The 24,001-nt window shown below is 67.8% G+C and carries 21 protein-coding genes and 2 pseudogenes; 2 read left to right on the top strand and 21 right to left on the bottom strand.

Annotated elements, in window-relative coordinates:
- Positions 1-8 precede the first annotated feature (8 nt).
- From nuoN to L5G33_RS07605, 16 genes are all read right to left on the bottom strand, one after another.
- Complete coding sequence (gene nuoN / locus L5G33_RS07680) at positions 9-1,679, bottom strand: NADH-quinone oxidoreductase subunit NuoN (RefSeq protein WP_236997560.1); 1,671 nt, start codon at positions 1,677-1,679, stop codon at positions 9-11.
- On the bottom strand, positions 1,676-3,232 hold the full coding sequence (locus L5G33_RS07675; RefSeq protein ID WP_236997559.1) for an NADH-quinone oxidoreductase subunit M: 1,557 nt from the start codon (positions 3,230-3,232) through the stop codon (positions 1,676-1,678). The genes nuoN and L5G33_RS07675 overlap by 4 nt, the downstream gene beginning before the upstream one ends.
- The gene (gene nuoL, locus L5G33_RS07670) at positions 3,229-5,145 is read right to left on the bottom strand and encodes an NADH-quinone oxidoreductase subunit L (RefSeq protein ID WP_236997558.1); all 1,917 of its coding nucleotides are present in this window, start codon (positions 5,143-5,145) and stop codon (positions 3,229-3,231) included. The genes L5G33_RS07675 and nuoL overlap by 4 nt, the downstream gene beginning before the upstream one ends.
- A gap of 4 nt (positions 5,146-5,149) precedes the next feature.
- Entirely contained in the window at positions 5,150-5,449 is a 300-nt protein-coding gene (nuoK, locus tag L5G33_RS07665; protein ID WP_236997557.1) for an NADH-quinone oxidoreductase subunit NuoK, read from the bottom strand.
- Positions 5,446-6,300 carry an NADH-quinone oxidoreductase subunit J gene (locus L5G33_RS07660; protein ID WP_236997556.1) on the bottom strand — a complete coding sequence of 285 codons (855 nt, stop codon included), beginning with the start codon at positions 6,298-6,300 and terminating at the stop codon, positions 5,446-5,448. Before L5G33_RS07660 ends, nuoK begins: the two co-directional genes overlap by 4 nt.
- On the bottom strand, positions 6,297-6,806 hold the full coding sequence (nuoI, locus tag L5G33_RS07655; protein WP_236997555.1) for an NADH-quinone oxidoreductase subunit NuoI: 510 nt from the start codon (positions 6,804-6,806) through the stop codon (positions 6,297-6,299). Before nuoI ends, L5G33_RS07660 begins: the two co-directional genes overlap by 4 nt.
- Positions 6,806-8,107 (bottom strand): NADH-quinone oxidoreductase subunit NuoH, encoded by a 1,302-nt coding sequence (nuoH, locus tag L5G33_RS07650; RefSeq protein WP_236997554.1) that lies wholly within the window; start codon positions 8,105-8,107, stop codon positions 6,806-6,808. Before nuoH ends, nuoI begins: the two co-directional genes overlap by 1 nt.
- The gene (locus tag L5G33_RS07645) at positions 8,104-10,461 is read right to left on the bottom strand and encodes an NADH-quinone oxidoreductase subunit G (protein ID WP_236997553.1); all 2,358 of its coding nucleotides are present in this window, start codon (positions 10,459-10,461) and stop codon (positions 8,104-8,106) included. The genes nuoH and L5G33_RS07645 overlap by 4 nt, the downstream gene beginning before the upstream one ends.
- Positions 10,458-11,801: an NADH-quinone oxidoreductase subunit NuoF gene (gene nuoF, locus L5G33_RS07640; RefSeq protein WP_236997552.1), complete on the bottom strand. Its 1,344-nt coding sequence runs from the start codon at positions 11,799-11,801 to the stop codon at positions 10,458-10,460. Before nuoF ends, L5G33_RS07645 begins: the two co-directional genes overlap by 4 nt.
- Positions 11,798-12,463: an NADH-quinone oxidoreductase subunit NuoE gene (nuoE, locus tag L5G33_RS07635; RefSeq protein WP_236997551.1), complete on the bottom strand. Its 666-nt coding sequence runs from the start codon at positions 12,461-12,463 to the stop codon at positions 11,798-11,800. The genes nuoF and nuoE overlap by 4 nt, the downstream gene beginning before the upstream one ends.
- Complete coding sequence (gene nuoD, locus L5G33_RS07630; protein ID WP_236997550.1) at positions 12,460-13,761, bottom strand: NADH dehydrogenase (quinone) subunit D; 1,302 nt, start codon at positions 13,759-13,761, stop codon at positions 12,460-12,462. Before nuoD ends, nuoE begins: the two co-directional genes overlap by 4 nt.
- Positions 13,761-14,453 carry an NADH-quinone oxidoreductase subunit C gene (locus L5G33_RS07625; RefSeq protein ID WP_236997549.1) on the bottom strand — a complete coding sequence of 231 codons (693 nt, stop codon included), beginning with the start codon at positions 14,451-14,453 and terminating at the stop codon, positions 13,761-13,763. Before L5G33_RS07625 ends, nuoD begins: the two co-directional genes overlap by 1 nt.
- Positions 14,450-15,004: a NuoB/complex I 20 kDa subunit family protein gene (locus L5G33_RS07620; RefSeq protein WP_236997548.1), complete on the bottom strand. Its 555-nt coding sequence runs from the start codon at positions 15,002-15,004 to the stop codon at positions 14,450-14,452. Before L5G33_RS07620 ends, L5G33_RS07625 begins: the two co-directional genes overlap by 4 nt.
- A 2-nt stretch (positions 15,005-15,006) precedes the next feature.
- Entirely contained in the window at positions 15,007-15,369 is a 363-nt protein-coding gene (locus L5G33_RS07615) for an NADH-quinone oxidoreductase subunit A (RefSeq protein WP_236997547.1), read from the bottom strand.
- A 167-nt stretch (positions 15,370-15,536) separates the two neighbouring features.
- Positions 15,537-15,932 carry a DNA-binding transcriptional response regulator gene (locus L5G33_RS07610; RefSeq protein ID WP_236997546.1) on the bottom strand — a complete coding sequence of 132 codons (396 nt, stop codon included), beginning with the start codon at positions 15,930-15,932 and terminating at the stop codon, positions 15,537-15,539.
- Between the two features lie 10 nt (positions 15,933-15,942).
- A complete protein-coding gene (locus L5G33_RS07605) occupies positions 15,943-16,626 on the bottom strand; it encodes a histone deacetylase (protein WP_236997545.1) in 684 nt (227 codons plus the stop codon).
- A gap of 42 nt (positions 16,627-16,668) precedes the next feature.
- Here L5G33_RS07605 and L5G33_RS07600 point away from each other — a divergent pair.
- A pseudogene (locus L5G33_RS07600) lies at positions 16,669-17,391 on the top strand (zinc-binding dehydrogenase); the annotation flags it as partial.
- A 100-nt stretch (positions 17,392-17,491) separates the two neighbouring features.
- On the opposite strand, the pseudogene L5G33_RS19490 reads toward L5G33_RS07600, so the two are convergent.
- From L5G33_RS19490 to L5G33_RS07565, 4 genes and pseudogenes are all read right to left on the bottom strand, one after another.
- Positions 17,492-18,132 (bottom strand): annotated as a pseudogene (locus L5G33_RS19490) (DUF6596 domain-containing protein); the annotation flags it as partial.
- 3 nt (positions 18,133-18,135) lie between these two features.
- The gene (locus L5G33_RS07575; RefSeq protein ID WP_236997543.1) at positions 18,136-18,480 is read right to left on the bottom strand and encodes a YciI family protein; all 345 of its coding nucleotides are present in this window, start codon (positions 18,478-18,480) and stop codon (positions 18,136-18,138) included.
- A 109-nt stretch (positions 18,481-18,589) separates the two neighbouring features.
- Positions 18,590-20,602, bottom strand: coding sequence for an ArnT family glycosyltransferase (locus L5G33_RS07570; protein ID WP_236997542.1), 2,013 nt, complete (start codon positions 20,600-20,602; stop codon positions 18,590-18,592).
- Between the two features lie 122 nt (positions 20,603-20,724).
- Positions 20,725-21,645 (bottom strand): LysR family transcriptional regulator, encoded by a 921-nt coding sequence (locus L5G33_RS07565; RefSeq protein ID WP_236997541.1) that lies wholly within the window; start codon positions 21,643-21,645, stop codon positions 20,725-20,727.
- 92 nt (positions 21,646-21,737) lie between these two features.
- On the opposite strand from L5G33_RS07565, the gene L5G33_RS07560 reads away from it, so the two are divergent.
- Positions 21,738-22,952, top strand: coding sequence for an MFS transporter (locus tag L5G33_RS07560; protein ID WP_236997540.1), 1,215 nt, complete (start codon positions 21,738-21,740; stop codon positions 22,950-22,952).
- A 30-nt stretch (positions 22,953-22,982) separates the two neighbouring features.
- Here L5G33_RS07560 and L5G33_RS07555 read toward each other — a convergent pair whose 3' ends face one another.
- Positions 22,983-23,945: an aldo/keto reductase gene (locus L5G33_RS07555; protein WP_236997539.1), complete on the bottom strand. Its 963-nt coding sequence runs from the start codon at positions 23,943-23,945 to the stop codon at positions 22,983-22,985.
- Between the last annotated feature and the right edge of the window lie 56 nt (positions 23,946-24,001).

Here is a 24,001-nt window from a genome sequence, read left to right as displayed (position 1 = left end):
AGTGGGGTTCAGCCGAGGAAGTGGGTGGAGTCGGCGGTAAGGTCGAGGAGCCATTGGGGGAAGATGCCCAACAGGAGCGTCAGGCCTGCGCTGATCGCGATCGGGACGGTCGTCAACGGGCTCGGAGTGATCACCGTCGGCGCGTCGGTGGGCGGGTCGGCGAAGAACATTGTGACGATCACGCGAACGTAGAAGTAGGCGGCGATCGCACTGCACAGGACGCCGACGATCACCAGCGGCCACGAATCCGCGTCGCCCGCCGCAGAGAACACCGCGAACTTGGCGATGAAACCACCGGTCAACGGGATGCCCGCGAACGACAGCAGCAACAGCGACATCATCGCGCCCACCAGCGGATGCCGTCTGCCGAGCCCGGCCCACGCCGCCAAGTCCGACTCCTCGCGGCCCGCCGCGTCCCGCACCACTGAGAGCAGGGCGAATCCGCCGAACGCCGACACCGCGTACACGGCGACGTAGAACAATGTCGCGCCGACCGCGTCCGAGGTGATCGTGATCGCGCCGACCAGCGCGAAACCCACATGGCTCACCGACGAATAGGCGAGCATCCGTTTCACGTCGTTCTGCGTCACCGCCATCACCGTCGCGATCACCATGGTCGCGATCGTGACCGTCCACAACGCCGGACGCGCCACATCCGCGAGATCCGGGAAACCGACATGCAGAACCCGGAGGAGCGCGCCGAACGCCGCGGCCTTCGTCGCCGACGCCATCAACGACGTGACCGGCGTCGGAGCCCCTTGGTAGACATCGGGCACCCACGAACCGAACGGGACCGCGCCGACCTTGAACAGCAGACCGACGGCGATCAGACACAACGCGATGACGCCGAACGTCCGCTCGTCGGCGGCGAACAGAGTGGCACCGATGTCGCGCAACGAGAGGGAGCCGCTCGCGCCGTACGCGAACGCCGTGCCGAACAGGAAGATCGCCGATGAGAAGGCACCTAACAGGAAGTACTTGAGCGACGCCTCCTGCGACAACAATCGGCGGCGCCGCGCCAACCCGCACAACACGTACAGCGGCAGCGACAGAACCTCCAGCGCGATGAACATGGTCAGCAGATCTCCGCACGACCCGAACAGCATCATGCCGCCGACCGCAAACAACGTCAGCGGATACACCTCGGTCGTCAAGAAGCCGGCGCGGCCCGCGGCGAGCTCGTCGGCCGAACCGGGCACCGTCGCGCCCGACGGCGTGAACGCGTCCGCCGCCAGGTCGGCGTCCTCAACGTCGGCGACCTCGTCCGGCCCGCCGCCGACCGCGATCCGCTCGCCCGCGGCGGTACGGACCTCGACGGATGCCCACACCCGGTCGAGTCGTCGCTCGCCCATGAACGCGACCGCGCTGAGCGCCACGACGAGCACCACCGCCTGCACGAACAGTCCCGGCCCGTCGACGAGGACCGCTCCGTTCATCAACGAGCGGGCGGCAGCCGAATCACCGGACGCGGTGGCGGCGACGAAACCGAGCGCGACCATTGCCGCGACGAGTCCCACGCACGTGAGCGACAGTTGCGTCCGGTAGCGGACGCGCGACGACACGAACGCTTCCACCAGGACGCTGACCACGGCGACACCGAACACGACGAGCATCGGCGAGAGCCGGTAATAGTCGATGCTCGGCGCTTCGAGCGCGACGACGTCGACGGTCGCAATCATCGGTCACCTCCGTGCACGGTCGAGACACTGATGTCGACGGTCGGATTCACGAAGTCCAGAATCAACCGCGGATAGAAGCCGAGAACGACGAGTGCGGCGATCAACGGCACCACGACCACCTTTTCCCGGACTCCCAGATCGGTGATCGGCGACGCCGATTCCCGTACCGGACCACCCATCATCCGCTGGTAGGTCCACAAGATGTAGACGGCCGACAGGACGAGCGCGATCGACGCGATGATCCCGGCGACCGGGTAGCGCGTGAACGCTCCGATCAACACCAGGAACTCGCTGATGAACGGTCCGAGACCCGGCAGCGACAACGTGGCGAGCCCGGCGACGAGGAACGTCCCGGCCAGGACGGGCGCGATCTTCTGGACGCCGCCGTAGTCGGCGATCAGGGAACTGCCGCGTCTGCTGACGAGGAACCCGGCGATCAGGAACAGTGCCGCCGTCGACACCCCGTGGTTGACCATGTAGAGAGCGGACCCGCTCTGGCCCTGCGCCGTCAACGCGAAGACGCCGAGGACGATGAACCCGAAATGCGAGATCGACGTGTACGCGATCAACCGCATCACGTCGCGCTGCCCGATCGCCATGACTGCGCCGTACACGATGCTGATCACGGCGAGCGTGCACAACAGTGGCGCGAACGTCGACGAAGCGTCCGGGAACAGGCCGACACAGAACCGCAGCATCGCGAAGGTGCCGACCTTGTCCATCACCGCCATCATCATCACGGCGGCGGCCGGCGTCGTCGACACCGCGGCGTTCGGCAGCCACGTGTGCAACGGCCACACCGGCGCCTTCACCGCGAACGCGAACACGAACCCGCCGAACAGCAGATTCTGCGTCGTCGCCGACATGTCGAACGACCCGTCGGCGACCCCCGAGGAGATCGCGATGAAGTCGAAATCGCCTGCCACCACATACAAGCCGATCACCGCGGCCAACATCACGAGGCCGCCGAGCAGGTTGTAGAGCAGGAACGTGACCGCGGCGCGCGAACGTGCAGGCCGGACACCGGGGCCGGTCGGGCCGAAACCGCCGATCAGGAAGTACATCGGGACGAGCATCGCCTCGAAGAAGATGTAGAACAGCAGAACGTCCGTGGCGACGAAACTCATCAACACCATCGCCTCGACGGCGAGAAGCAACGCCACATAGATGTGGACGGACTTCCCGCTCGTCGCGCCATCGACACCGTCGGTGTCCCGCGGCCTATCGGCACCGTCGGCGTCCCGCCACCCGGCGATCAACAGGAGCGGAGTGAGCGCCGCCGTCAACAAGATCAACGCGAGACCCAGGCCGTCGAGAGCGAGCGAGTAGCGCGCGCCGAACTCCGGAATCCAACTGGTGTCCTCGACCAATTGAAACCGGTCGCCGCTCGAGTCGAAACGGAACGCGACGATCACCGCCCACACCAGCACGATCAACGACGCGCCGACACCCGTCGTCTTCACCTGCGCCGCGCGGTCGGCCGGTAAGAACATGACGACGCCCGACGCGACGGCAGGCAGGAGCCACAACACGGTGAGCCAGGGCATCGTCACAGTACGTTCACCACCAATGTGAGAGCGGCGATCACCACGGTCCCCGCCAGGATCGACAACGCATACGACCGGACGAACCCGTTCTGCGCCCGCCTCGTCACTTCCGACACCTCGGTCACCGCGGTGCCGATACCGGACGGGACAGCGCCGAGACCATGATCGTCGACGACGACCAGAGCGGACGTCGCGGCAGTGCCCGGCCCGACGATCACCTTCTCGTTGAACGCGTCGCCGTACAGGTCGGCGCGCGCCGCCAGCGTCAGTGCGGACACGTCGTCCGGCGCCGTCTCCAGGATCGGCGCACGACCGTACTTTGCCCACGCGATCGCCGCACCCGCGACGACGCAGACCAGCACGATCACCGTGACTGCCCACGCGGGCACGCCGCCCTCGTGTTCGGGCGCCTCTCCCACGACCGGGGCGAGCCAGTCCTTCAACGTCCCGCCGATCGCCAGGAGGCCGCCGGCCGCGACCGAACCGACCGCCAACGCGATCATCGGCGCTGTCATCGAACCGCCCGACTCGTGCGGATGCGGGGCTCCGCCCTCGGCATCGCTCCGCCACCGTCGAGGTCCGAAGAACGTCATCACCATGACGCGGGTCATGTAGAACGCGGTGATCGCCGCGCCGAGGATCGTCGCGCCGCCGAGCACAACCCCGCGGGCGCCGCCCTCCGCGACCGCCGCTTCGATGATCGAATCCTTGGAGAAGAACCCGGAGAACGGCGGGATCCCGATGATCGCGAGATACCCGAGACCGAACGTCACGAACGTGATCGGCATGACCCGCCACAGTCCGCCGAACCGCCGCATGTCGGTCTCGTCATTCATCGCATGCATGATCGACCCGGCTCCGAGGAACAGTCCGGCCTTGAAGAACCCGTGCGCCAGCAGATGCATGATCGCGAACGCATAGCCGGCCGGTCCGAGCCCCGCCGCCAACACCATGTACCCGATCTGACTCATCGTCGACGCCGCGAGCGCCTTCTTGATGTCGTCCTTCGCGCAGCCGACGATCGCACCGAACAGCAACGTCACGGCGCCGGCCACCACCACCCCGGTCTGGGCGTTCGGCGCGAGATCGAACAGCGGCCCGGACCGAGTGATCAGATAGACGCCCGCGGTGACCATCGTCGCCGCGTGGATGAGCGCGGACACCGGGGTCGGGCCCTCCATCGCGTCACCCAGCCATGCCTGTAACGGCACCTGCGCCGACTTGCCGCACGCCGCCAACAGCAGCATGAAACCGATACCGGTGACGGTCGCCTCGCTCGCCGACGACGCCGACGCGAACACATCGTCGAAGTTCACCGACCCGAACGTCGAGAACATCAACATCATCGCGATCGCCAGACCCATGTCGCCGACCCGGTTCATCACGAACGCCTTCTTCGCCGCGGTCGCGGCCGACGGCTTGTCCTGCCAGAAACCGATCAACAGGTACGACGCGACACCGACGCCCTCCCAACCGAGATACAGGCCGAGATAGTTGTTCGACAAGACCAGCACCAGCATCGCCGCCACGAACAGATTCAGGTAGGCGAAGAAGCGGTAGCGGTCCGGGTCGTCCCGCATATAGCCGATCGAGTAGACGTGGATCAGCGATCCGACCACCGTGATCAGCAGCACGAAGCACATCGACAACTGGTCGAGCGTCATTCCGAAACCGACTCGGAGCTCGCCGACCGGCACCCATGAGTACAGCTCGCTCGTCGCGGCCTTGTCCGGCCCGCCCCGACCGATCATCGCGATCCACATGACGATCGCGAGCACCGCGGACGCCGAGACGAGCGTCGTAGTCAGCAGGTGCGCCCACGCCCGCGTCCGACGACCGGCGATCAACACCGATGCGGCGCCGACCGCGGGCAGAGCCGGAATCAACCAGAGCAGATGGCCGGTCAGCGACTGGTCCATGCCGTCACCGCCTCAACAAGTCTGCGTCGTCCACCGAAGCGGAACGGCGGGTACGGAAGATCGTCATGATGATCGCGAGCCCGATCACCACTTCGGCCGCGGCCACCACCATCGTGAAGAACGCGATCACCTGGCCGTCGAAGCTGCCGTGCATGCGAGCGAACGTGACGAACGCCAGATTGGCCGCGTTCAACATCAACTCGATGCACATGAACACGACGATCGCGTTGCGGCGCAACAAGACTCCCGCAGCACCGATCGCGAAGACGATCGCGGCGAGATAGAGGTAGTTGGCGGGATTCACGATCTCGGCTCCGCTCGCTCCGAGGTGTTCGACTGCGAGGTGTTCGACTGCGGTGTTCTCGACGCTGGTGGTGGGTCGGCGGCGGGGAGAGCGTGCCCCGCCTCGGTCAGGGCCCGCGGCGTCAGGCGGTTGTTCACCGAGAGGCGGGACGGGCTCCCGTCGGGGAGACGGCCGGGAATGTCGACCGCGTTGTGGCGGGCGTACACGCCGGGCGCCGGGAGCCCCGTGACGTGACCGCCGTGCCGGAAACGCTCGACGGACAGTTCGCGCTGGCCTCGAACGGGCCCGGTCCTTCGGCGGTGGGCGAGGACCATCGCGCCGAGCGTCGCCGTGATCAACAGCGCACCGGTCAGCTCGAACGCCCACAGATAGCGGACGAAGATGATCTCGGCGAGCGCCCGAATGTTGGCGTTGCCGCCGCCGGGAGCCGTGCCGTCGCTCAGATCAGGAGCGCCGACGAACGGGGCCATGGACGCCGACCCGATCGCCGCGACCAACAGCACACCGAAACCGAGTGAGAGGCCGATCGCGACGAGACGCTGGCCGCGGACGGCCTCCACGAGGGAGTCCGACGAGTCGACACCGATCAGCATCAACACGAACAGGAAGAGCATCATCACCGCGCCCGTGTACACGACCACCTGGACGACCCCGAGGAACAGTGCGCCCTGCATCACGTAGAAGACCGCGAAGATGATCATCGTCATCGCGAGGAACACCGCCGAGTACACGGCCTTCGGGCTGAGGACGACGCCGAGTGCGCCGATCACCACGATGATGCCGAGAATCCAGAACGTGACCGCTTCCGTCCCGGGCGTCGTCGCCAGGCTCGCGGCGAGAACCGCGCTCATACCTCACCGCGGTAGTAGTCTTCGGGCCGCGTGCCCTCGGCCATCGGATGCGGTGGCTCCTCCATCGAATCGCTGAGCGGAGCCAGTAGTTGGTCCTTCTCGAAGATCATGCTGTCGCGGTCGGTGCCGACGATCTCGTACTCGCCGGTCATGGTGAGAGCCCGCGTCGGACACGCTTCGATGCACAGACCGCAGCCGATGCAACGCAGATAGTTGATCTGGTAGACGCGGCCGTACCGTTCGCCGGGCGAGTACCGTTCCTCCTCGGTGTTGTCGGCTCCTTCGACGAAGATCGCGTCGGCCGGACACGCCCACGCACACAACTCGCAGCCGATGCACTTTTCCAACCCGTCGTCGTACCGGTTCAGTTGGTGTCGGCCGTGCGAACGGGCCGGCGCGGGCTTGCGCTCTTCCGGGTACTGCTCGGTGATCGGCGTACGGAACATCGACGCGAACGTCGTACCGAATCCGGCGACCGGCTTCAGTCTGTCGGGGATCTCGGGCATCACGGGGCTCCCTTCTGATCGACGGCGAGTGTCTTCTCGAGAGGATGGTCGGGCAGGGTCTGACCGGGAAGGGGCGGGACGGGGAATCCGCCTGCCATCGGATCGAACGGCTCGAGCCCGTCCGGCCGGCGGGGCGCGGAGTCTGGAGGGCGCGGACGGCTCAGCCGGCTGATCGCGTAGATGAGCAGCGCGGTGACGCAGACGCCGGCGGCTGCGAGGATCAACGATGTCACCAGATCGGACTGTCCGCGGGTGGCCTGATCGATCACGCCGACCACCATCACCCAGCCGAGGGCGACCGGGATGAGCACCTTCCAGCCGAGGTTCATGAACTGGTCGTAGCGCAGCCGCGGAAGCGCCGTCCGCAGCCAGAAGAACATGAACAGGAAGCACCACATCTTCGCGGTGAACCACAGCAGCGGCCACCAGCCGGAGTTCGCGCCGTCCCACACGCTGATCGGCCACGGCGCCTGCCAGCCGCCGAGGAACAGCGTGGTGGCCAGCGCCGACACGGTCGCCATGTTGACGTACTCGGCGAGCATGAACATCGCGAACTTGAGCGACGAGTATTCGGTGTGGAACCCGCCGACGAGTTCCCCCTCGGCCTCGGGGAGATCGAACGGGGCACGATTGGTCTCGCCGACCATCGAGATCAGGTAGATCACGAACGACGGCAGAACCAGCAGGAGATACCAGTGGTGTCGTTGTCCGCCGACGATCTCCGACGTCGACATGGTCGCCGAGATCAGGAAGACCGACGCGAACGAGAGTCCCATCGCGATTTCGTACGAGATGACCTGGGCCGTCGACCGTAGACCGCCGAGCAGCGGATACGTCGAACTCGACGCCCACCCGGCCAGGATGATGCCGTAGACACCGATCGACGTGATCGCCAGGACATAGAGAACACCGACCGGGAGGTCGGTTAGCTGCAACGGGGTGACGTGCCCGAACACCGAGACCTGCGGGCCCATCGGGATGACGGCGAACGCGGTGATCGCCGGGACCACCGCGATGATCGGCGCCAACAGATAGATCACCTTGTCGACGCCCGCAGGGGTCAGCCCCTCTTTCAACGCGAGCTTCACCCCGTCGGCCAACGACTGGAGGAGACCGCCCGGGCCGAGACGGTTGGGGCCGAGCCGCCTCTGCATGCGCGCCATGATCTTGCGTTCGATCAGGATCCCGGCGAGGACCGTCACGACGAGGAACACGAAGATGCCGACGGCTTTCGCGAGCATCAGCCACCACGGGTCGTACCCGAAGTCGGCGAGCGTCGGATAGTCGGTGGCCGCGATCATTGCGCGCTCCCGATGACGACGGTGTCGCCCGGCCGGGCGCGCAGCGTCGGATACAGCTGTGATCCGGGGGAGTTCATCGGCAGCCAGACGACGTCGTCGGTCATCTCGGTGACCGCGAGCGGCAGGGTGATGCGGCCGTGCTCGGTCGACACTGTGAGCGACTGGCCGTCGGCGACACCGATCTCGTCGGCGGTGGCCGACGACAGTCGCGCGACCGGCGGCCGTGTCGTCCCGGCCAGATACGGTTCGCCATCCTGCATGCGACCGAGGTCGAGGAGCATCCGCCAGGAGGCGAGCACCGCGTGCCCGGCGCCGCGGTCGGACCGCGCCACTGCGGCCACCGACTCGGCGGTGTGGCGGGGACCGTCCCACGCGCCGACCCGGCCGAACTCGTCGTGGATCGCCGCGGCGTCGTCACAGTTCAGGTCGGTGCCCATCTCGGTGGAGAGTGCGTGCAGCACCCGATGATCCGACAGCGGGACGCTTCCCGCCTCGGCGGACAGCGCCGCCGCGAACGGCCGCGGACGTCCCTCCCAGTCGACGAACGTGCCAGCCTTCTCCGGGGCGGCGGCGACCGGCAGCACCACATCGGCGAGAGCGGTCACCGCCGACTCGCGCTGTTCCAGACTCACCACGAAAGACGCGGCCCGGAGCGCGTCGGCGGCGGCCGCCGGATCGGGCAGGTCGTCCAGTCCGACGCCGCCCACGACGACGGCGTCCAGGTCACCCGCCGTGAGCGCGTGCAGGATCTGCGACGTCGACCGGCCCGGCCCCGTGGGGATCTCGGCGCCCCAGACCGCGCCGATCTCTGTGCGTGCCCTCTCCGACGACACCGGGCGACCCGCGGGCAGCAGATTGGGCGCCGCACCGACGTCGAGGGCTCCGCGTTCACCCGCGCGGCGCGGGATCCAGGCGAGGCGTGCGCCCGACTGGACTGCCGCAGTCAACGCGCCCGGACTGCCCGCGAGACGTTCGCCGACCACGAGGATCGCACCCGGTTCGGCCAGGAGATCGGCGACGTCGCCGCTGCACAGCGCGTGCGCTTCGTCGCCGGGGACGCAGCCGATCAACGTCGCCGACAGCTTCTGTGCACCCGCGCTGAGCAGCGGGGCAATCGTGTGCACGCGCTGCCCGCTGGTGCGCACGGCCTTCCGCAGACGCAGGAAGACGATCGGCGACTCCTCCTCGGGCTCGAACCCGGCGAGCACCACCACCGGCGCGGTTTCGAGGTCGGCGTAGGTGACGCCGACTCCCGTGCCCGCGACGTGCGCGGCGAGGAAGTCGGTCTCCTCGGCCGACTCCGCACGGGCACGGAAGTCGACGTCGGACGTGCCGAGGGTGACACGTGCGAACTTCCCGTACGCGTACGCGTCCTCGACCGTCGCTCGACCGCCGACCAGGACGCCGACCCGTGCCGACCCGAGTGCCGCCGCGGCCACCGCGAGCGCATGCGGCCACGACGTCGCGGCGAGTGTCCCGTCGTCGCCGCGCACCATCGGCGCGGTGATCCGGTCGCGTTCGGTGACGTAGGCGTGCGCCCACCGCCCCTTGTCGCAGTTCCACTCCTCGTTGACTTCGGGATCGTCACCGGCCAAACGTCGCAACACCTGTCCGCGACGGTGATCGGTGCGCTGAGCGCAGCCGGACGCACAGTGCTCGCAGACGCTCGGTGACGAGGTCAGATCGAACGGGCGCGACCGGAATCGGTACGCGGCGCCGGTGAGCGCGCCGACCGGACAGATCTGGACGGTGTTCCCCGAGAAGTACGACATGAACGGATCGTCCGCGTAGGCCGAGACCTGCTGCAGGGCACCGCGATCGGCGAGCTCGATCAGCGGATCGCCTGCGATCTGCTCGGAGAATCGCGTGCAACGCGCACACAGTACGCAGCGTTCACGGTCGAGCAGCACCTCCGACGAGAGGGGGACCGGCTTCGTGTACGTCCGTTTCACGCCGCCGAATCGGGACACGGGCCTGCCCGCCGACATCGCCTGGTTCTGCAGTGGGCACTCACCGCCCTTGTCACAGGTCGGACAGTCGAGTGGATGGTTGATGAGCAGCAGTTCCATCACTCCGCGCTGGGCCGACGCCGCTTCCACTGACGAATGCTGGGTGCGGACGACCATGTCGGGACTGACCACCGTCGTGCACGAGGCCATCGGCTTGCGCATGCCCTCGATCTCGACCAGGCACTGTCGGCATGCGCCGACCGGAGCCAGCAGCGGGTGATCGCAGAAGCGGGGGATGTCGACGCCGATCATCTCGGCCGCGCGGATCACCAGCGTGCCTTTGGGCACTGAGACCTCGACGTCGTCGATCGTGAGAGTTACCAGGTCGGCCGTTGTGCCCGTCATACCGCACCTCCGCTGGGGAACACCGTCGAGAGCGCCGGGTCGAACGGGCAGCCGCCGTCGCGCACGTGCGCGAGATACTCGTCGCGGAAGTACTCCAGCGACGATGTGATCGGGCTGCCCGCGCCGTCACCGAGCGCACAGAAACTCTTGCCGACGACGTTGCCGGTGGTCTCGGCGAGCAGTTCGATGTCGGCTTCGGTCCCCGTCCCGTCCTCGATGCGCTGCAAGATCTCGACCAGCCAGTACGTGCCTTCGCGGCACGGCGTGCACTTGCCGCACGACTCGTGTTTGTAGAACTCGGTCCACCGCAGCACCGCGCGCACCACGCACGTCGTCTCGTCGAAGAGTTGGACGGCTTTCGTGCCGAGCATCGATCCGGCTGCGCTGACGCCCTCGTAGTCGAGGGGGACGTCGAGGTGGTCGGCGGTGAACATCGGTGTCGACGATCCGCCAGGCGTCCAGAACTTGAGTTCGTGGCCGGCGCGGATGCCGCCCGCGAGGTCGAGGAGTTCGCGGAGAGTGACGCCCAGCGGCGCCTCGTACTGTCCGGGGCGGGTGACGTGGCCGGACAGCGAGTACAGGGTGAAGCCGGGTGACTTCTCGGTGCCCATCGACCGGAACCAGTCGACGCCGTTGCGCAGGATCGACGGAACGCTCGCGATCGACTCGACGTTGTTGACGACGGTCGGGCTCGCGTACAGGCCTTCGCTCGCCGGGAACGGCGGCCGCAGCCGCGGCTGGCCGCGGCGGCCTTCGAGGGAGTCGAGCAGGGCCGTCTCCTCGCCGCAGATGTAGGCGCCCGCGCCCGCGTGGACCACGACGTCAAGGTCGAAGCCCGACCCGAAGATGTGCGTGCCGAGCAGCCCGATCTCGTACGCTTCGTCGACCGCGGCCCGCAGCCGACGGATGACCGAGGCGACCTCGCCGCGCACATAGATGAACGCGTGCCGCGCACGGATCGCGTACGCCGCGATGATCACGCCTTCGACGAGGGTGTGCGGCGTCGCCAGCATGAGTGGCATGTCCTTGCACGTGCCCGGCTCGGACTCATCCGCATTCACCACGAGATAGTGCGGTTTGGGATGGTCTTCGCGCTGCGGGATGAACGACCACTTGGTGCCGACTGGGAAGCCCGCGCCGCCGCGCCCGCGCAGACCGGAAGCCTTGACCAGTTCGATGACCTCATCGGGGGGCATCTGCAAGGCCGCCTTGAGACCCTGATAACCGTTGCGGCGCACGTAGTTCCGCAGCAACCACGGTTCGTCGTCCGACCAGTACCGCGACAGGACGGGCACCTGCGCGGGCTCGGCGTCCGGGGTGGGGAGGTCGATGGCGATCATGCGGGGCCCTGCTCGTCGAGTCCGGCGAGGAGCCGTGCCGTCTGCCGGAACGTGCATAGTGACGACGCGCCGCGACTCGGTGCCGGAGGCGTCCCGGCGCGCAGCGCGTCGACGACCGCGCCCGCCGAGTCTGGCGTCTGCGCGTCGAAGAACTCCCAGTTCACCATCACGACCGGTGCGTGGTCGCACGCCGCGTTGCATTCGATGCGCTCGAGAGTGACCGCACCGTCCGCGGTGGTCTCGCCGTCTCCGATACCGAGCTCGTCGGACAGGTGCTCGGCGATCGCGTCGCCGCCCATCACCGCGCACAGCGTGTTGGTGCAGACGCCGACCAGATAGTCACCGGTCGGTTCGCGCCGATACATCGTGTAAAACGTCGCGACGGACGCCACCTGTGCCGTCGTGAGACGCAGCCGTTCCGCGCAGAACGTAATGCCGGCCCGGGTGAGGTAGCCGTCGACGCTCTGCACGAGGTGCAGCAGCGGGAGCAGCGCCGACCGGGACTGCGGGTAGCGCTGGACGATCTCGTCGGCTTCGGCACGCAGCGTGTCGACGACGTCTGCAGGAAAGGCATCAGGTCCGGTGAACTCGATCGGCGGCGTCGGCTCCGACGTCGAGAACAGGATCGGAAGCAGTTCGCGCTTGATGGGTTCGGCGCTCATCGGTCCACTCCTCCCATCACCGGGTCGATGCTGGCGACGGCGGTGATCACGTCAGCGATCAGACCGCCCTCGCACATGGCGGCGACGGCCTGCAGATTCGTGAACGACGGGTCCCGGAAGTGCACGCGGTACGGGCGCGTCCCGCCGTCGGACACCATGTGGACGCCCAACTCTCCTCGTGGCGACTCGATCGACACGTAGCACTGTCCCGCGGGCACGCGCATACCTTCGGTGACGAGTTTGAAGTGGTGGATCAGTGACTCCATGGAGGCGCCCATGATCTCGGCGATGTGTTCGGGGGAGTTGCCGTAGCCGTCCGGTCCGGCTGCGAGGTCGGCGGGCCACGCGAGTTTGCGGTCGGGGATCATCACCGGGCCCGGCTCCAACTTGTCGAGGGCCTGGTGGACGATGCGGATGGACTGCTTCATCTCCTCGACCCGGATCGCATACCGCCCGTACGCGTCGCAGGCGGTGTCGGTGACGACGTCGAAGTCGTAGTCCTCGTACCCGCAGTACGGCGCGCTCTTGCGCAGGTCATAGGGGAGGCCCGTCGCGCGGAGCACCGGCCCGGTGATACCGAGCGCCATGCATCCGGTCAGATCGAGGTAGCCGACGCCCCGGGTGCGGGCCTTCCAGATGTAGTTCTCGCTCAACAATGCTTCGACCTCGCCGATCTCGTTCGGCAGGTCGTCGAGGAGTGCGCGGATACGATCGCCGATCCCGTCGGGGAGGTCGGCGACTACGCCGCCCGGGCGGACGAAGGCGTGGTTCATGCGCAGTCCGGTGATCTCTTCGAACAGGTCGAGGATCTTCTCGCGGGCGCCGAAACCGAGGAACATCGGGGTCACGGCCCCCAGTTCCATGCCGCCAGTCGCGAGGGCCACCAGGTGCGAGGCGATCCGGTTGAGCTCCATCAGGATCACCCGGATCACGCTGGCCCGGGCGGGGATGTCGTCGGTGATACCGAGCAACTTCTCGACGCCGAGGCAATAGGCGACCTCGTTGAAGAACGGCGACAGGTAGTCCATGCGGGTGACGAAGGTGACCCCCTGCGTCCACGTCCGGTATTCGAGGTTCTTCTCAATCCCGGTGTGCAGGAAGCCGACCCCGCAGCGGGCCTCGGTGACCGTCTCGCCTTCGATCTCCAAGACCAGGCGCAGAACCCCGTGCGTCGACGGATGCTGTGGTCCCATGTTGACGACGATCCGTTCATCGGCGGTGTTCTCGGCCGCCCGGTCGGCGACCGCGGAGACGATGTCCTGCCAGTCGTTTCCGGTCACGGTGAAGGTGTCGGTCATCAGTGGTACGACCTCCGTTGATCGGGCGGGGCGATGGTGGTGCCCTTGTATTCGACGGGGATGCCGCCCAACGGGTAGTCCTTGCGCTGCGGATGCCCCTCCCAGTCGTCGGGCATCTCGATCCGCGTCAACGACGGGTGGCCGTCGAAGATCAGTCCGAAGAAGTCGTAGGCCTCGCGTTCGTGCCAGTCGGTGGTCGGATAGATCAGAAACAGGCTCGGCACGTGGGGATCGTCGTCGGGTGCCGTCGTCTCGAGCGTGACCGCGCGATTGTGGGTGATCGACCGCAGCGGATAGACCGCGTGTAGTTCCCGGCCGGTTTCCTCCGGGTAGTGGACGCCGGACACGCCGAGACACAGCTCGAAGCGCAGCGACGGCTCGTCGCGCAGCGTGGCGGCCACGGCCTGCAAGTGGGTGCGGGCGACGTGAATCGTCATCTCGTCGCGGTAGATCACACACCTGTCGACCGCGTCGTCGAATGCGATGCCGTGGGCGCTGAGAGCATTCGCCAGGTCGTCGGCGACCTCGTCGAAATAGCCGCCGAACGGCCGGTCCGTCTTGCCCGGCAGCGTGATCGGTGCGACGAGCCTGCCGTAACCGGAGGTGTCGCCGGTGCCGGAAGCGCCGAACAGGCCGTGCCGGGTCGCGATCACCTCCCGCCCCTCGGGCCCGGTGGAGAGTTCCCCACTCATCGCAGGAGCCCCGTGAACTCGATCGTCGGCTTCGACGCGAGGGCGGCCTGCTCGGCGGCGCGGATCGCCTCCTCGCGGTGCACGCCCAACGGCATCTGGCCGATCTGGTCGTGCAGGGTGATGATCGCGTTGAGCAACGCTTCCGGGCGCGGCGGGCAGCCCGGCAGGTAGATGTCGACCGGGACGACGTGGTCGACGCCCTGCACGATCGCGTAGTTGTTGAACATGCCACCGGACGACGCACAGACGCCCATCGCGAGAACCCATTTCGGTTCGGCCATCTGGTCGTAGATCTGGCGGAGCACCGGAGCCATCTTCTGGCTCACGCGGCCGGCGACGATCATCAGATCCGCCTGCCGCGGCGACGCACGGAACGCCTCCATGCCGAATCGGGCGATGTCGTAGCGGCCCGAGGTGCTAGCCATCATCTCGATCGCGCAGCACGCGAGACCGAACGTCGCAGGCCAGAGTGATCCGCGGCGCATGTATCCAGCGAGCTTCTCGACCGTGGTCAGCAACAGACCGCCGGGCAGGTTCTCTTCGATTCCCACAATCAATCCCACCTGAGTCCGCCGCGCCGCCACTCGTAGGCGTAGGCGATGGACACGTTGACGACGAACAGGGCGACGGCGATGAGCCCGAACCAGCCGAGACTCTCGGACGCGACCGCCCACGGGTAGAGGAAGACGATCTCGATGTCGAAGATGATGAAGAGCATCGCCGTCAGGTAGTACTTCACCGGGAAGCGTTGGACGATGTCGGCGGCCGGCGGCAGCGGTTCGATACCGCACTCGTAGGCGGCGAGCTTAGCGGCGTTGCGGCGCCGGGGTCCGACGATAGACGCGATGATCACGGACACGACGGCGAACGCCACAGCGATCGCAGCGAGCACCAGAATCGGTCCGTACGCGTTCATCTCCAAGCCCTCCACTGTCTCGACGGCGTCGAAGCGAGTACCTTCGGCGTCGATCGGTTTCTTGTGACTTGAACCACACCCTACTCACGGAATGATGTGTGCCGTGGGAGGTTTCGGCTATCTGTGCTCGGCCGGCCGCGTGCGCTGGGACAACGCGACCGTGCCGGTCAGCGAAGAAGGTCGACGAGCGTGCGCGAGAGTTCGATCGGGTCGACTGGGACGCGCGCAGTCGCGTCGGCGCGCGACCAGTCGGCCAGCCAGCGGTCGGCGTCGCGGGCGATCAGCACCACCAGCGGCGGGCAGGGATCGTATTCGTCGCGGACCTGTTTGGCCATGCCCATCCCGCCTGCGGGGGAGGCCTCGCCGTCGAGGATGGCGACGTCGACCGTGCCGCCGTCGAGGTGCTTCAACAGCATCGGGGACGTCGCCACTTCGACGAACTCTAGGTCGGGCAGGTCGGGATGCAGCGTGGTCCCCAGTGCTCGGAGCACCTCGCGCCGCGTCCCCGAGTCATCGGAGTAGACGAGAACGCGAACAGTGACACGATCGGTGGAGGTGCTCACGGATCCGACCCTAACGGCCGGGATGCTCCCGACGGTGGCTATTCGCAGACACGCACGTCCGGAGATAGTGCGCGACCGTGTGATCGTCCCAGCCGTGGGTCTCACGAAGACCACGGCTGATCATCGCGAGATACGGTTCGCTCGGCCCGGTGTGCGGAACGTCTCCGATGCCGCGGGGCGAGGTGAACGTGAGCGCGGACCGTCCGTCGATGGTGCCGACCCGGACCAGGCGCGAGTAGAGCCCGTCGTCCACGATGTGCGCGTCGCCGTGCCGCCGAAGGATCTCGCCGTTGCGGAGCGCGGCTTCGAGCGGGCCGTCGACGACGGGTTCGCGGTCGGACTCCTGTGCGGCGACGTCGGCGAACTGTTCGATCGAGATCAGGTAGGCGCCCGCCGGTGTCGGGCCCGGCGTCTGATGGTCGTAGAACGCCATGCCGCCGCGCCAGGTGCGGGACTCGCCCGCGAAGAAGATCCGGCCGGGCAGCGTCGTCGGTCGAGCATCGAGCGGCGGCGTGGTGTCGCGTGCGCCCGGGTAGGTGCGGAGTCCGCCGTCCGGCCGACCGCCCTGCAGATAGCAGGAGAGTCGGTCGGCGCACAGGTTGGAGCCGTAGCTGACGTACCAGAGGTGAGTCGCACTGGAACTACTCGCACTGGAACGACTCGCTCTGGAACGGTTCGCTCTGGGGCTACTCACACGGGAATCGGCCGCACGGGGTTGGGCAACGGGGTCGACCAGCTGTCCCAAGACATGAACTTCATCGGACTCGGCGGTCGCGGCGGCGGCCTGGCGGAGAAGATCGTCGTACAGCGACGGTGGGTTCACCCGGTCGGCGACATTCCGCTCGACCAGGCGGCGCTCATCGAACCGCTGTCGGTCGGCCACCACGCCTATGTGCGGTCCGGTGCGCGAGCGGGCCAGGTCGCGATCATCGGCGGCGCCGGGCCGATCGGTCTGCTCACCGCGGCCGTCTTGAAGGCGGAAGGTCTCACCGTCTACATCTCCGAACTGTCGGACGCGCGCAAACAGATGGCGCACTCGACAGGCGTCGCCGACGAAGTCCTCGACCCGAGGGACGGCGACGTGGCCGCGCGAGTACGTGCGCTGACCGGCGGCGCGGGCGCCGACGTCGGCTTCGAATGCTCGTCCGTGCCCGTCGTCCTCGACATGCTCCTCGACGCCGTCCGGCCGGGCGCCGTGATCGTCAACGTGTCGATCTGGGGGCATAAGCCCGAAGTCGACATGCCGAAACTCGTGCTCAAGGAGATCGATCTCCGCGGAACCATCGGCTATTCGAACGATCATCCCGCGACAATCGCGCTGGTACAGAGCGGGAAGGTCGACCTCGCCCCGTTCATCACCGGACGGATCACGCTAGACGGCCTCGTCTCCGACGGTTACGACCAACTCATCCACCACAACGAGCAGCACGTGAAGATCATCGTCGACCCGCACGCCTGAGCTACCCGACCGTCCCGCGCGGCGGCGTCGACGTGGCGAGCACGGCGGTGAGGTAGTCGTCCTCGGCCTCGTTCCCAGGCAAGTGCCGGGCGCGGCGGTACGCGTCGGCGGCGTCGGCGGCCCGCTCGGCGAGGACGACGCCTTCGGCTATCAACGCTCGATCCCATCTGGTCCGATCCTGATCGCCCAGCGGGATCGGCCCACCTGTGTCGTCCAGCCGTGCCGGGCGACCGGCGTGCGTGAGCAGAAAGAGCGCGAGCAGAAGGAGCGCGAGCAGGCCGGCCGTCTCCGCGCGTGGCAGCAGACCGTGGAGGACGCGGGCCAGACGAATCGCCTCGGCGGCGAGGTCGTCGGCGACGTGCGCGTCGCCTGCCGACCGGGCTGAACGGGACGCCCAACGTCCGAATCCGCTTCTTGGCGCGCACGATCCGCTGCTGCACCGTGGGTGTCGGAACGAGTAGCGCGTGAGCGACTTCGGGCGCGCTCAACCCGCCGACGAACCGGAGCGTCAACGCGGACGGTGTCGATCGCCTTGCGCTTGGCGGTCGTCATCAGCCAGGCTGCAGGCGAATCAGGGACGCCGGTCATCGACCACGACGTCAGGGCCTGCTCGGACGCGTCTTGGAGGGCGTCTTCGGCGAGGTCGAGATCGCCGAACCGCCTCGTCAACGCGGCGAGCAGGCGCGAGCGGTCGTCTCGGTCGACGGCCGCCAACGCCTGCCGCGTCGTGGTGTCACCCATCAGTCAGTACGGCGCGAGCGGTCGGATCTCGACATGGCCGCCTGCTGCCGACCCCGGACTTCGCCGGGCCCAAGCGATCGCCTCGTCGACGTCAACGACGTCGATGATGTAGCCGCCGCCGACGAACTCCTGGACTTCGGCGAACGGGCCGGACGCTGCGACGACTCGCTCGCCCGACTCGTCGGTGTGGACGACGACGCGTTCGTCTTCGAGGGCGAATGAACTGACGACGACACCGGCGGCGGTGATCTCTTGATCGAACGCGAAGAACTCCTCTGGTCTCGCGCCGCCCTCCTCACCGCACGCGGGGTCATCGACATGTCCCATGAGAAGCAGTGCGTACTTCATGATTTCCTCCTGTGTGGTGCGTCGAACCCGTGCGGTTCGACACCATGGTGACGGACGGGGAGCCGCAGAATCGACAGGTCGGCCAAAGAATCTTTCCCGCGCGCTCGCCTCACGTGAGCGCGTACACCGTCGTTCCGCCGACCGTCGTCGCGGTGAAATTGTCGGCCACCCACGATTCGATCTCCGTGCTGCCGCCTCGGCCGCCGCCCTGACCTGTGACGTAGTACGCGATCTGCCCACTGCGCACACACGCCTTGAACTCGTCGAGGGTCGGTGCGGGGTCGCCGCTCCAGCCGCCGATCGCCATCACGGCCTTGCCGGTCGAGATCTCGATGCCTGCCGCCGACTGCGAGCCGTTGGTGGCGGCCGCCCACGTCGTCGTGGTGTCTCGCAGGAGCGATGCCAATTCGGCGTTGTCGGGCATTCCTTCACCGGATCCGCCCGCGATGCCGCCGGGTCCGCCGCCGGACGGCCGGTGTGCGGCGTCGCCGCGCGTACCGTTGTGCGCGCCACCCTGCCCGCCCTGTCCACCCTGTCCACCCTGTCCGCCCTGTCGGCCCGGTCCGCCCGGTCGGCCCATGCCACCGGATTCGGCGGAAGTCTCGACAGCGGTCGGGATGGAGCCCTGGTGCGCAGTAGCCGCGGTGGCGATCGAGAAGGCAGCCGTGCCCGCGAAGCCGGCGAGTGAGCCCGCGACGATCGCGGCGACGACGGTCTTGCGCCATCCGAGTGGGCTGCCGACGAGCAGCACCACGATCGACGCAGCCGCTGCGACAGCGATCAGCCACCGGCACCATATCGGCCCGAAATCGTTGCGGTTCAACAGGATCACCGACCAACCCGCCGAGACGCCAATCAGCGCGGCGATCGTCACACGGCCGCCCAACCGGTCGCGGCGGCGCCACGCGAAGACAGCGCCCAGACCGATGAGCACACCGATCGCCGGAGCCAACGCCGACGCGTAGTACGGGTGGATGGTTCCGCTCATGAAGCTGAACACCAGTGCGGTGACGAGCAGCCAGCCACCCCACGCGACGACAGCAGCGCCCTCGATGCGCGACAGGCCGCCGTCGAACGGGCGGCGTCGCACGGTGCGCACCCCGAGGTAGGCAGCGAACACGAGTGCTACGAGGGCGGCCGGTAACAGCCACGAGATCTCGTTGCCCATCTCGGAACTGAACAGTCGGGACAGGCCGGCCTCGCCGCCGAACGAGCTTCCCGCGGCGCCGGCCCCGCCCCCGCCGCCCCCGGCTTCGCCGCTGAGACGGGCGACACCGTTGTAGCCGAGCACGAGGTCCATGAACGTGTTGTCGGCGGATCCGCCGATGTACGGGCGGGCCGACGTCGGAACGATCATCGTGACCACCACGAACCAGCCGGCCGACACGATCATCGACACGGTGGCGATCACGAGTTGGCTGATGCGTGCGAGCCACGCGTTGTTCGCCAGCAGCAGATAAGCGAGACCGAAGGCGGGGAGTACGAGGAATCCCTGCAGCATCTTCGTCAGGAACGCGAAACCGAGCGCGACCCCGACGAGCGCGAGCCAGCGCGTCGAGTTCGTCGCGACGGCACGGGTCAGCGCGTACCCGGCTGCCACCATCAGCAGTAGGAGCAGGGCGTCGGGGTTGTTGAAGCGGAAGATCAACGCGGCGGCCGGCGTGCACGCGAGGATGGTGCCCGCGATCAGGCCGGCGGTCGTCCCGTGGACTCGGTCGGTGAAGGTGCGCCGCATCGCGCAGTAGACGAGCGCGACCGACGTGATACCCATCAACGCCTGCGGGACGAGCACCGCCCAACTGTTCATACCGAACATGCGGACTGACAGGCCGGTCGCCCACAGGGAGGCGGGCGGCTTGTCGACCGTGATGAAGTTCGATGAGTCGAGCGCTCCGAAGAACCACGCGGTCCAACTCTGCGACCCGGCTTGTGCGGCCGCCGCGTAGAAGGTGTTGGCGAATCCGCTCGCTGACAGGTTCCACAGATACAGAACCGCGGTGGCGATGAGCAGGACGGCCAGCGCCGGTCGGCCCCACCATCCCGGCGTGCGGGCGCGGGCGTCGCCGTGGATTAGGTCGTCGTCGGCAGGTGGTGACGTCTGCCGTTCGAGCACTGCGGTCATCAGCGGGTCCTCTCTGGATTCCATGTCAGTGATCGAGAGTGCGCCGCCAGGCCCCGTCGAGGCTGGGATGCGCCTGCGGGAATCCTGTGAACGGGTGGGCGGGCGCCGACCGCGGCGCCCGCTCAGCCGTGCGGCAACCAGGTCGACGTGCGCGCGGCGACGTCGATCATCGTCTGCGCCGCGGGGGAGAAGGCGACGTCGCGAGGCCAGGAGATGCCGATCTCCCGGTGGGCGGCGGTGTCCGCGATGGACAGTTCGACGATTCCCGCAGGTGCGGGCGCGGCGGGCGGCAGGATCGCGACTCCGAGACCGACCGCGATCAGACCGCGCAGCGTGTGCAGGTCCTCGCCCTCGAATCCGCGCTCGGGCTCGGCGCCGGCTCGTGCGAGCAGTGCGTCCACGTGGCCGCGGAGCCCGAACTCGGGACGCAACTGAACCATGTGCTCCCCGGTCAGCTCACGCAGCCGGACGCGACTGCGGCCTGCCCACCGGTGACCGGCCGGAACGGTGAGGACGAGGGGTTCGGCGAACAAGCGGGCGGTCTGCACGCCCAACTCTCCCGCGTATGGCGGCGAGACGATCGCGGCGTCGACGTCACCGGCCTCGAGCGCGTCGGTGCACAACGTCCGCGAGCCCTGTCGGAGGTCGAAGCGGGCGCCGGGGCGCAGTTCGAGGACGGCGCGCAACAGCGCCGGGACCACGACCCGGCCCATGTCGTTCTGGAACGCCAGCGACACAGTGTCCGCGCGTTCGTCAGCGCGCCGCCCGGTCGACTCGATCCCCGCGCGGGTCGCGTCGACCGCACGGTGCGCGTACGGAAGGAACTCGGTGGCCTCCGGAGTGAGTGCGACGCCGCGACCGTCGCGGACGAGCATCGGCGCACCGAGCCGTTCACCGAGCCGGGTCAGCCCGCGGCTGACCGTCGGCTGCGGGACGCCGAGCTCGTCCGCCGCGGCCGTCACGCCGCCGGTCTCGGCGACGGCGATCAGATACGGCAGATCGGCGAGGATCTCGCGCAGCGCCGACGTGGTCAGTTCACTCATAGCTGTCCCGGAGCACTCATAGCGATATCGTATTCGTCGACGCCTATCTATGCATTGGTGTCGGATGGTCGGCGCTCGTAGCGTAGACGCTCGTGACAGATACTCTCCGCGCGTTCTCGTCGCCCTGGGCGGGCCACCCGAAGGGGTCGAGCGAGTATCGGCGGATCCTGTACGCGTTGGCGTGCGCAGGCGTGGCCACGTTCGCCCAGCTGTACTCGCCGCAGGGCATTCTGCCCGAGATCTCGGAGTCGTTGGACGTGACGGCCGACCAGTCGGCTCTGTTGATCTCCGTCGCCACGCTCGGTCTGGCCGCCGCGGTGCTGCCGTGGTCGATCGTCGCCGACCGGATCGGCCGCCTTCCGGCCATGCGGCTGTCGCTGATCGCAGCCACCACTTTCGGCCTCGCGGTGACGGTGTGTCCAAACTTCACCGGCGTCCTCGTCCTGCGTGCTCTCGAAGGCGCGGCTCTCGGTGGCCTGCCTGCCCTCGCCATGACCTACCTGCAGGAAGAGATCGCGCCGGCACACACCGCCGTCGCGGCGGGAACCTACATCTCGGGGACGACGATCGGCGGACTGTCGGGGCGGATCGTCGCCGCGCCGTTCACCCAGTGGTTGGACTGGCGCTGGGGTGTCGGCTCGGTCGTCCTCCTGTCGGCACTGGCCGCGACCGCTTTCATGCTGTTGGCACCGACCCCGCGCGGCTTCCGCCGAGCCCGCGGCGAGGACCGCCCGTCGCTCGTGTACGTGCTGTGGGCCAACCTGCGCAGTCCGCAGATGCTCGTCCTGTACGTGCAGGGGTTCGCGTTGATGGGCGGGTTCGTGACGATGTACAACTACCTGTCGTTCCGATTGCAGGCGCCGCCGTTCCTGCTGCCGAGTTCGCTCATCGCCTTCCTGTTCCTCGCCTACCTCGCGGGCACCTGGTCGTCGCGCCGGGCCGGGACCATTGCGGGGACGCGGGGGAGGCTGTCGGTCCTGCTCGTATCGATCGCCGTCATGGTGGCCGGCGTGCTGATCACGCTCGTCGACTCGCTGCCGGTCATCATCGTCGGTCTCGTAGTCCTGACCATCGGATTCTTCGGCGCCCACTCGATCGCGTCCGGCTGGTCGGCGGCACGGGCGAGAGTCGGACGCGCGCAGGCGGCGTCGCTGTACAACCTCTTCTACTACGCGGGTTCGAGCGTGGTCGGTTGGGCGGGCGGCGTCGTCTTCATTCATGCGGGGTGGACGGCGACGGCACTCCTCGTCGCCGGACTCGCGGTGATCGCCGGCGGATGCGCCGCGACGGTGCTGCGGAGTCGGTAGCCCGACGCCTCGGCGGGCTGGCTGGCCGCATCAGACGCTGGAGATCTTGTTCTCCCATGCCCCGCGGGTGTCGACGCCGATGCTGTCGGCGAGGGTCTCGATCTCGTCGATCTCGGCTCGGCTCAGGGCGAGGCCGGTCGCGTTGACGGCGTCGCCGATGTACTCGGGTCGGGTCACGCCGATGATGGGGACGGTGCCCTTCGTGATCGCCCACGCGGTGGCGACGTCGGCGGCCGACGAGTCTCGGCCGTTACCGATGGACGTGAGCAGATCGGTCAGGGCCTTCAGCCGAGGGAGCATCCTGTTGTAGACGGCTGCCCGCGTGCTGCCCTCGGGCAGCGGGTGGTCGGGACGGTAGACGCCGGCGAGCGCGCCCTGCTCCAGAACCATGTAGGAGAAAAAGGCGATGCCGTTCTCGGCGCAGTGGTCCAGGATTCCCGCGCGCTCGGAATTGCGGTACAGGAGGCTGTAGTGATTCTGGACGGCGTCGACGCGGAATCCGGCTTCACGCAGGATCGAGTCCGCGAGTTCGATCTCGTCGAGGTCGTGGTTCGAGACGCCGACCCGCTTGACGGTGCCTGCCTGCAGAAGTGGGATGAGCTGCGGTGTCCAGCGCGCGACGTCGGCCGGACTGTGAATCCAGTAGAGATCGACATAGTCGGTGCCGAGCCGGGTGAGACTCTCGTTCAGCATGTCGGCGACCGGGTTCTCGCCGTCGCCTGCGATGCGTGGCGTGAACTTCGTCGAGATCTGGTAGTCGCCGCGCTCGTAGCCGCTCAGTGCATGGGCGAGGACCGTCTCGGACCGGCCCATCCCGTAGATCGCGGCGGTGTCCCAGAAGGTGAGACCGCTCGACTGTCCGCGGTCGACGATCTCGGCGATGTCGGACTCGGTGAACCGGCTGCCGAAGATCCCGTCGCCGGACTCGCCGGTATCGCCCCATGCCCAGGTACCGAGCGCGACAGTGGGGGAGGACGGGTCGATGCTCGCCATGGAAAGCCTCCGGGACGGGTCGAGGATGTGTCGTCTCCATGGTGCAGCATCGGCGA

It is taken from the genome of Gordonia liuliyuniae, from assembly GCF_021738805.1.
Lineage (GTDB): Bacteria > Actinomycetota > Actinomycetes > Mycobacteriales > Mycobacteriaceae > Gordonia > Gordonia liuliyuniae.
The sequence above is the reverse complement of the archived record's forward strand: the minus strand, read 5'-3'. Positions and strand labels throughout refer to the sequence as shown.

What these genes read in the sequence shown, in the direction of transcription:
- nuoN (WP_236997560.1), bottom strand. Translation starts at nt 1,679, where the DNA reads ATGATTGCGACCGTCGACGTCGTCGCGCTCGAAGCGCCGAGCATCGAC.
- L5G33_RS07645 (WP_236997553.1), bottom strand. Translation starts at nt 10,461, where the DNA reads ATGACGGGCACAACGGCCGACCTGGTAACTCTCACGATCGACGACGTC.
- nuoE (WP_236997551.1), bottom strand. Translation starts at nt 12,463, where the DNA reads ATGAGCGCCGAACCCATCAAGCGCGAACTGCTTCCGATCCTGTTCTCG.
- L5G33_RS07570 (WP_236997542.1), bottom strand. Translation starts at nt 20,602, where the DNA reads ATGACCGCAGTGCTCGAACGGCAGACGTCACCACCTGCCGACGACGAC.
- nuoL (WP_236997558.1), bottom strand. Translation starts at nt 5,145, where the DNA reads ATGGACCAGTCGCTGACCGGCCATCTGCTCTGGTTGATTCCGGCTCTG.
- L5G33_RS07660 (WP_236997556.1), bottom strand. Translation starts at nt 6,300, where the DNA reads ATGAGCGCGGTTCTCGCCGCGAGCCTGGCGACGACGCCCGGGACGGAA.
- L5G33_RS07565 (WP_236997541.1), bottom strand. Translation starts at nt 21,645, where the DNA reads ATGAGTGAACTGACCACGTCGGCGCTGCGCGAGATCCTCGCCGATCTG.
- nuoH (WP_236997554.1), bottom strand. Translation starts at nt 8,107, where the DNA reads ATGATCGCGGCCACCGACTATCCGACGCTCGCCGACTTCGGGTACGAC.
- nuoD (WP_236997550.1), bottom strand. Translation starts at nt 13,761, where the DNA reads ATGACCGACACCTTCACCGTGACCGGAAACGACTGGCAGGACATCGTC.
- L5G33_RS07575 (WP_236997543.1), bottom strand. Translation starts at nt 18,480, where the DNA reads ATGAAGTACGCACTGCTTCTCATGGGACATGTCGATGACCCCGCGTGC.
- L5G33_RS07625 (WP_236997549.1), bottom strand. Translation starts at nt 14,453, where the DNA reads ATGAGTGGGGAACTCTCCACCGGGCCCGAGGGGCGGGAGGTGATCGCG.
- nuoF (WP_236997552.1), bottom strand. Translation starts at nt 11,801, where the DNA reads ATGATCGCCATCGACCTCCCCACCCCGGACGCCGAGCCCGCGCAGGTG.
- L5G33_RS07555 (WP_236997539.1), bottom strand. Translation starts at nt 23,945, where the DNA reads ATGGCGAGCATCGACCCGTCCTCCCCCACTGTCGCGCTCGGTACCTGG.
- nuoI (WP_236997555.1), bottom strand. Translation starts at nt 6,806, where the DNA reads ATGCCCGAGATCCCCGACAGACTGAAGCCGGTCGCCGGATTCGGTACG.
- L5G33_RS07615 (WP_236997547.1), bottom strand. Translation starts at nt 15,369, where the DNA reads ATGAACGCGTACGGACCGATTCTGGTGCTCGCTGCGATCGCTGTGGCG.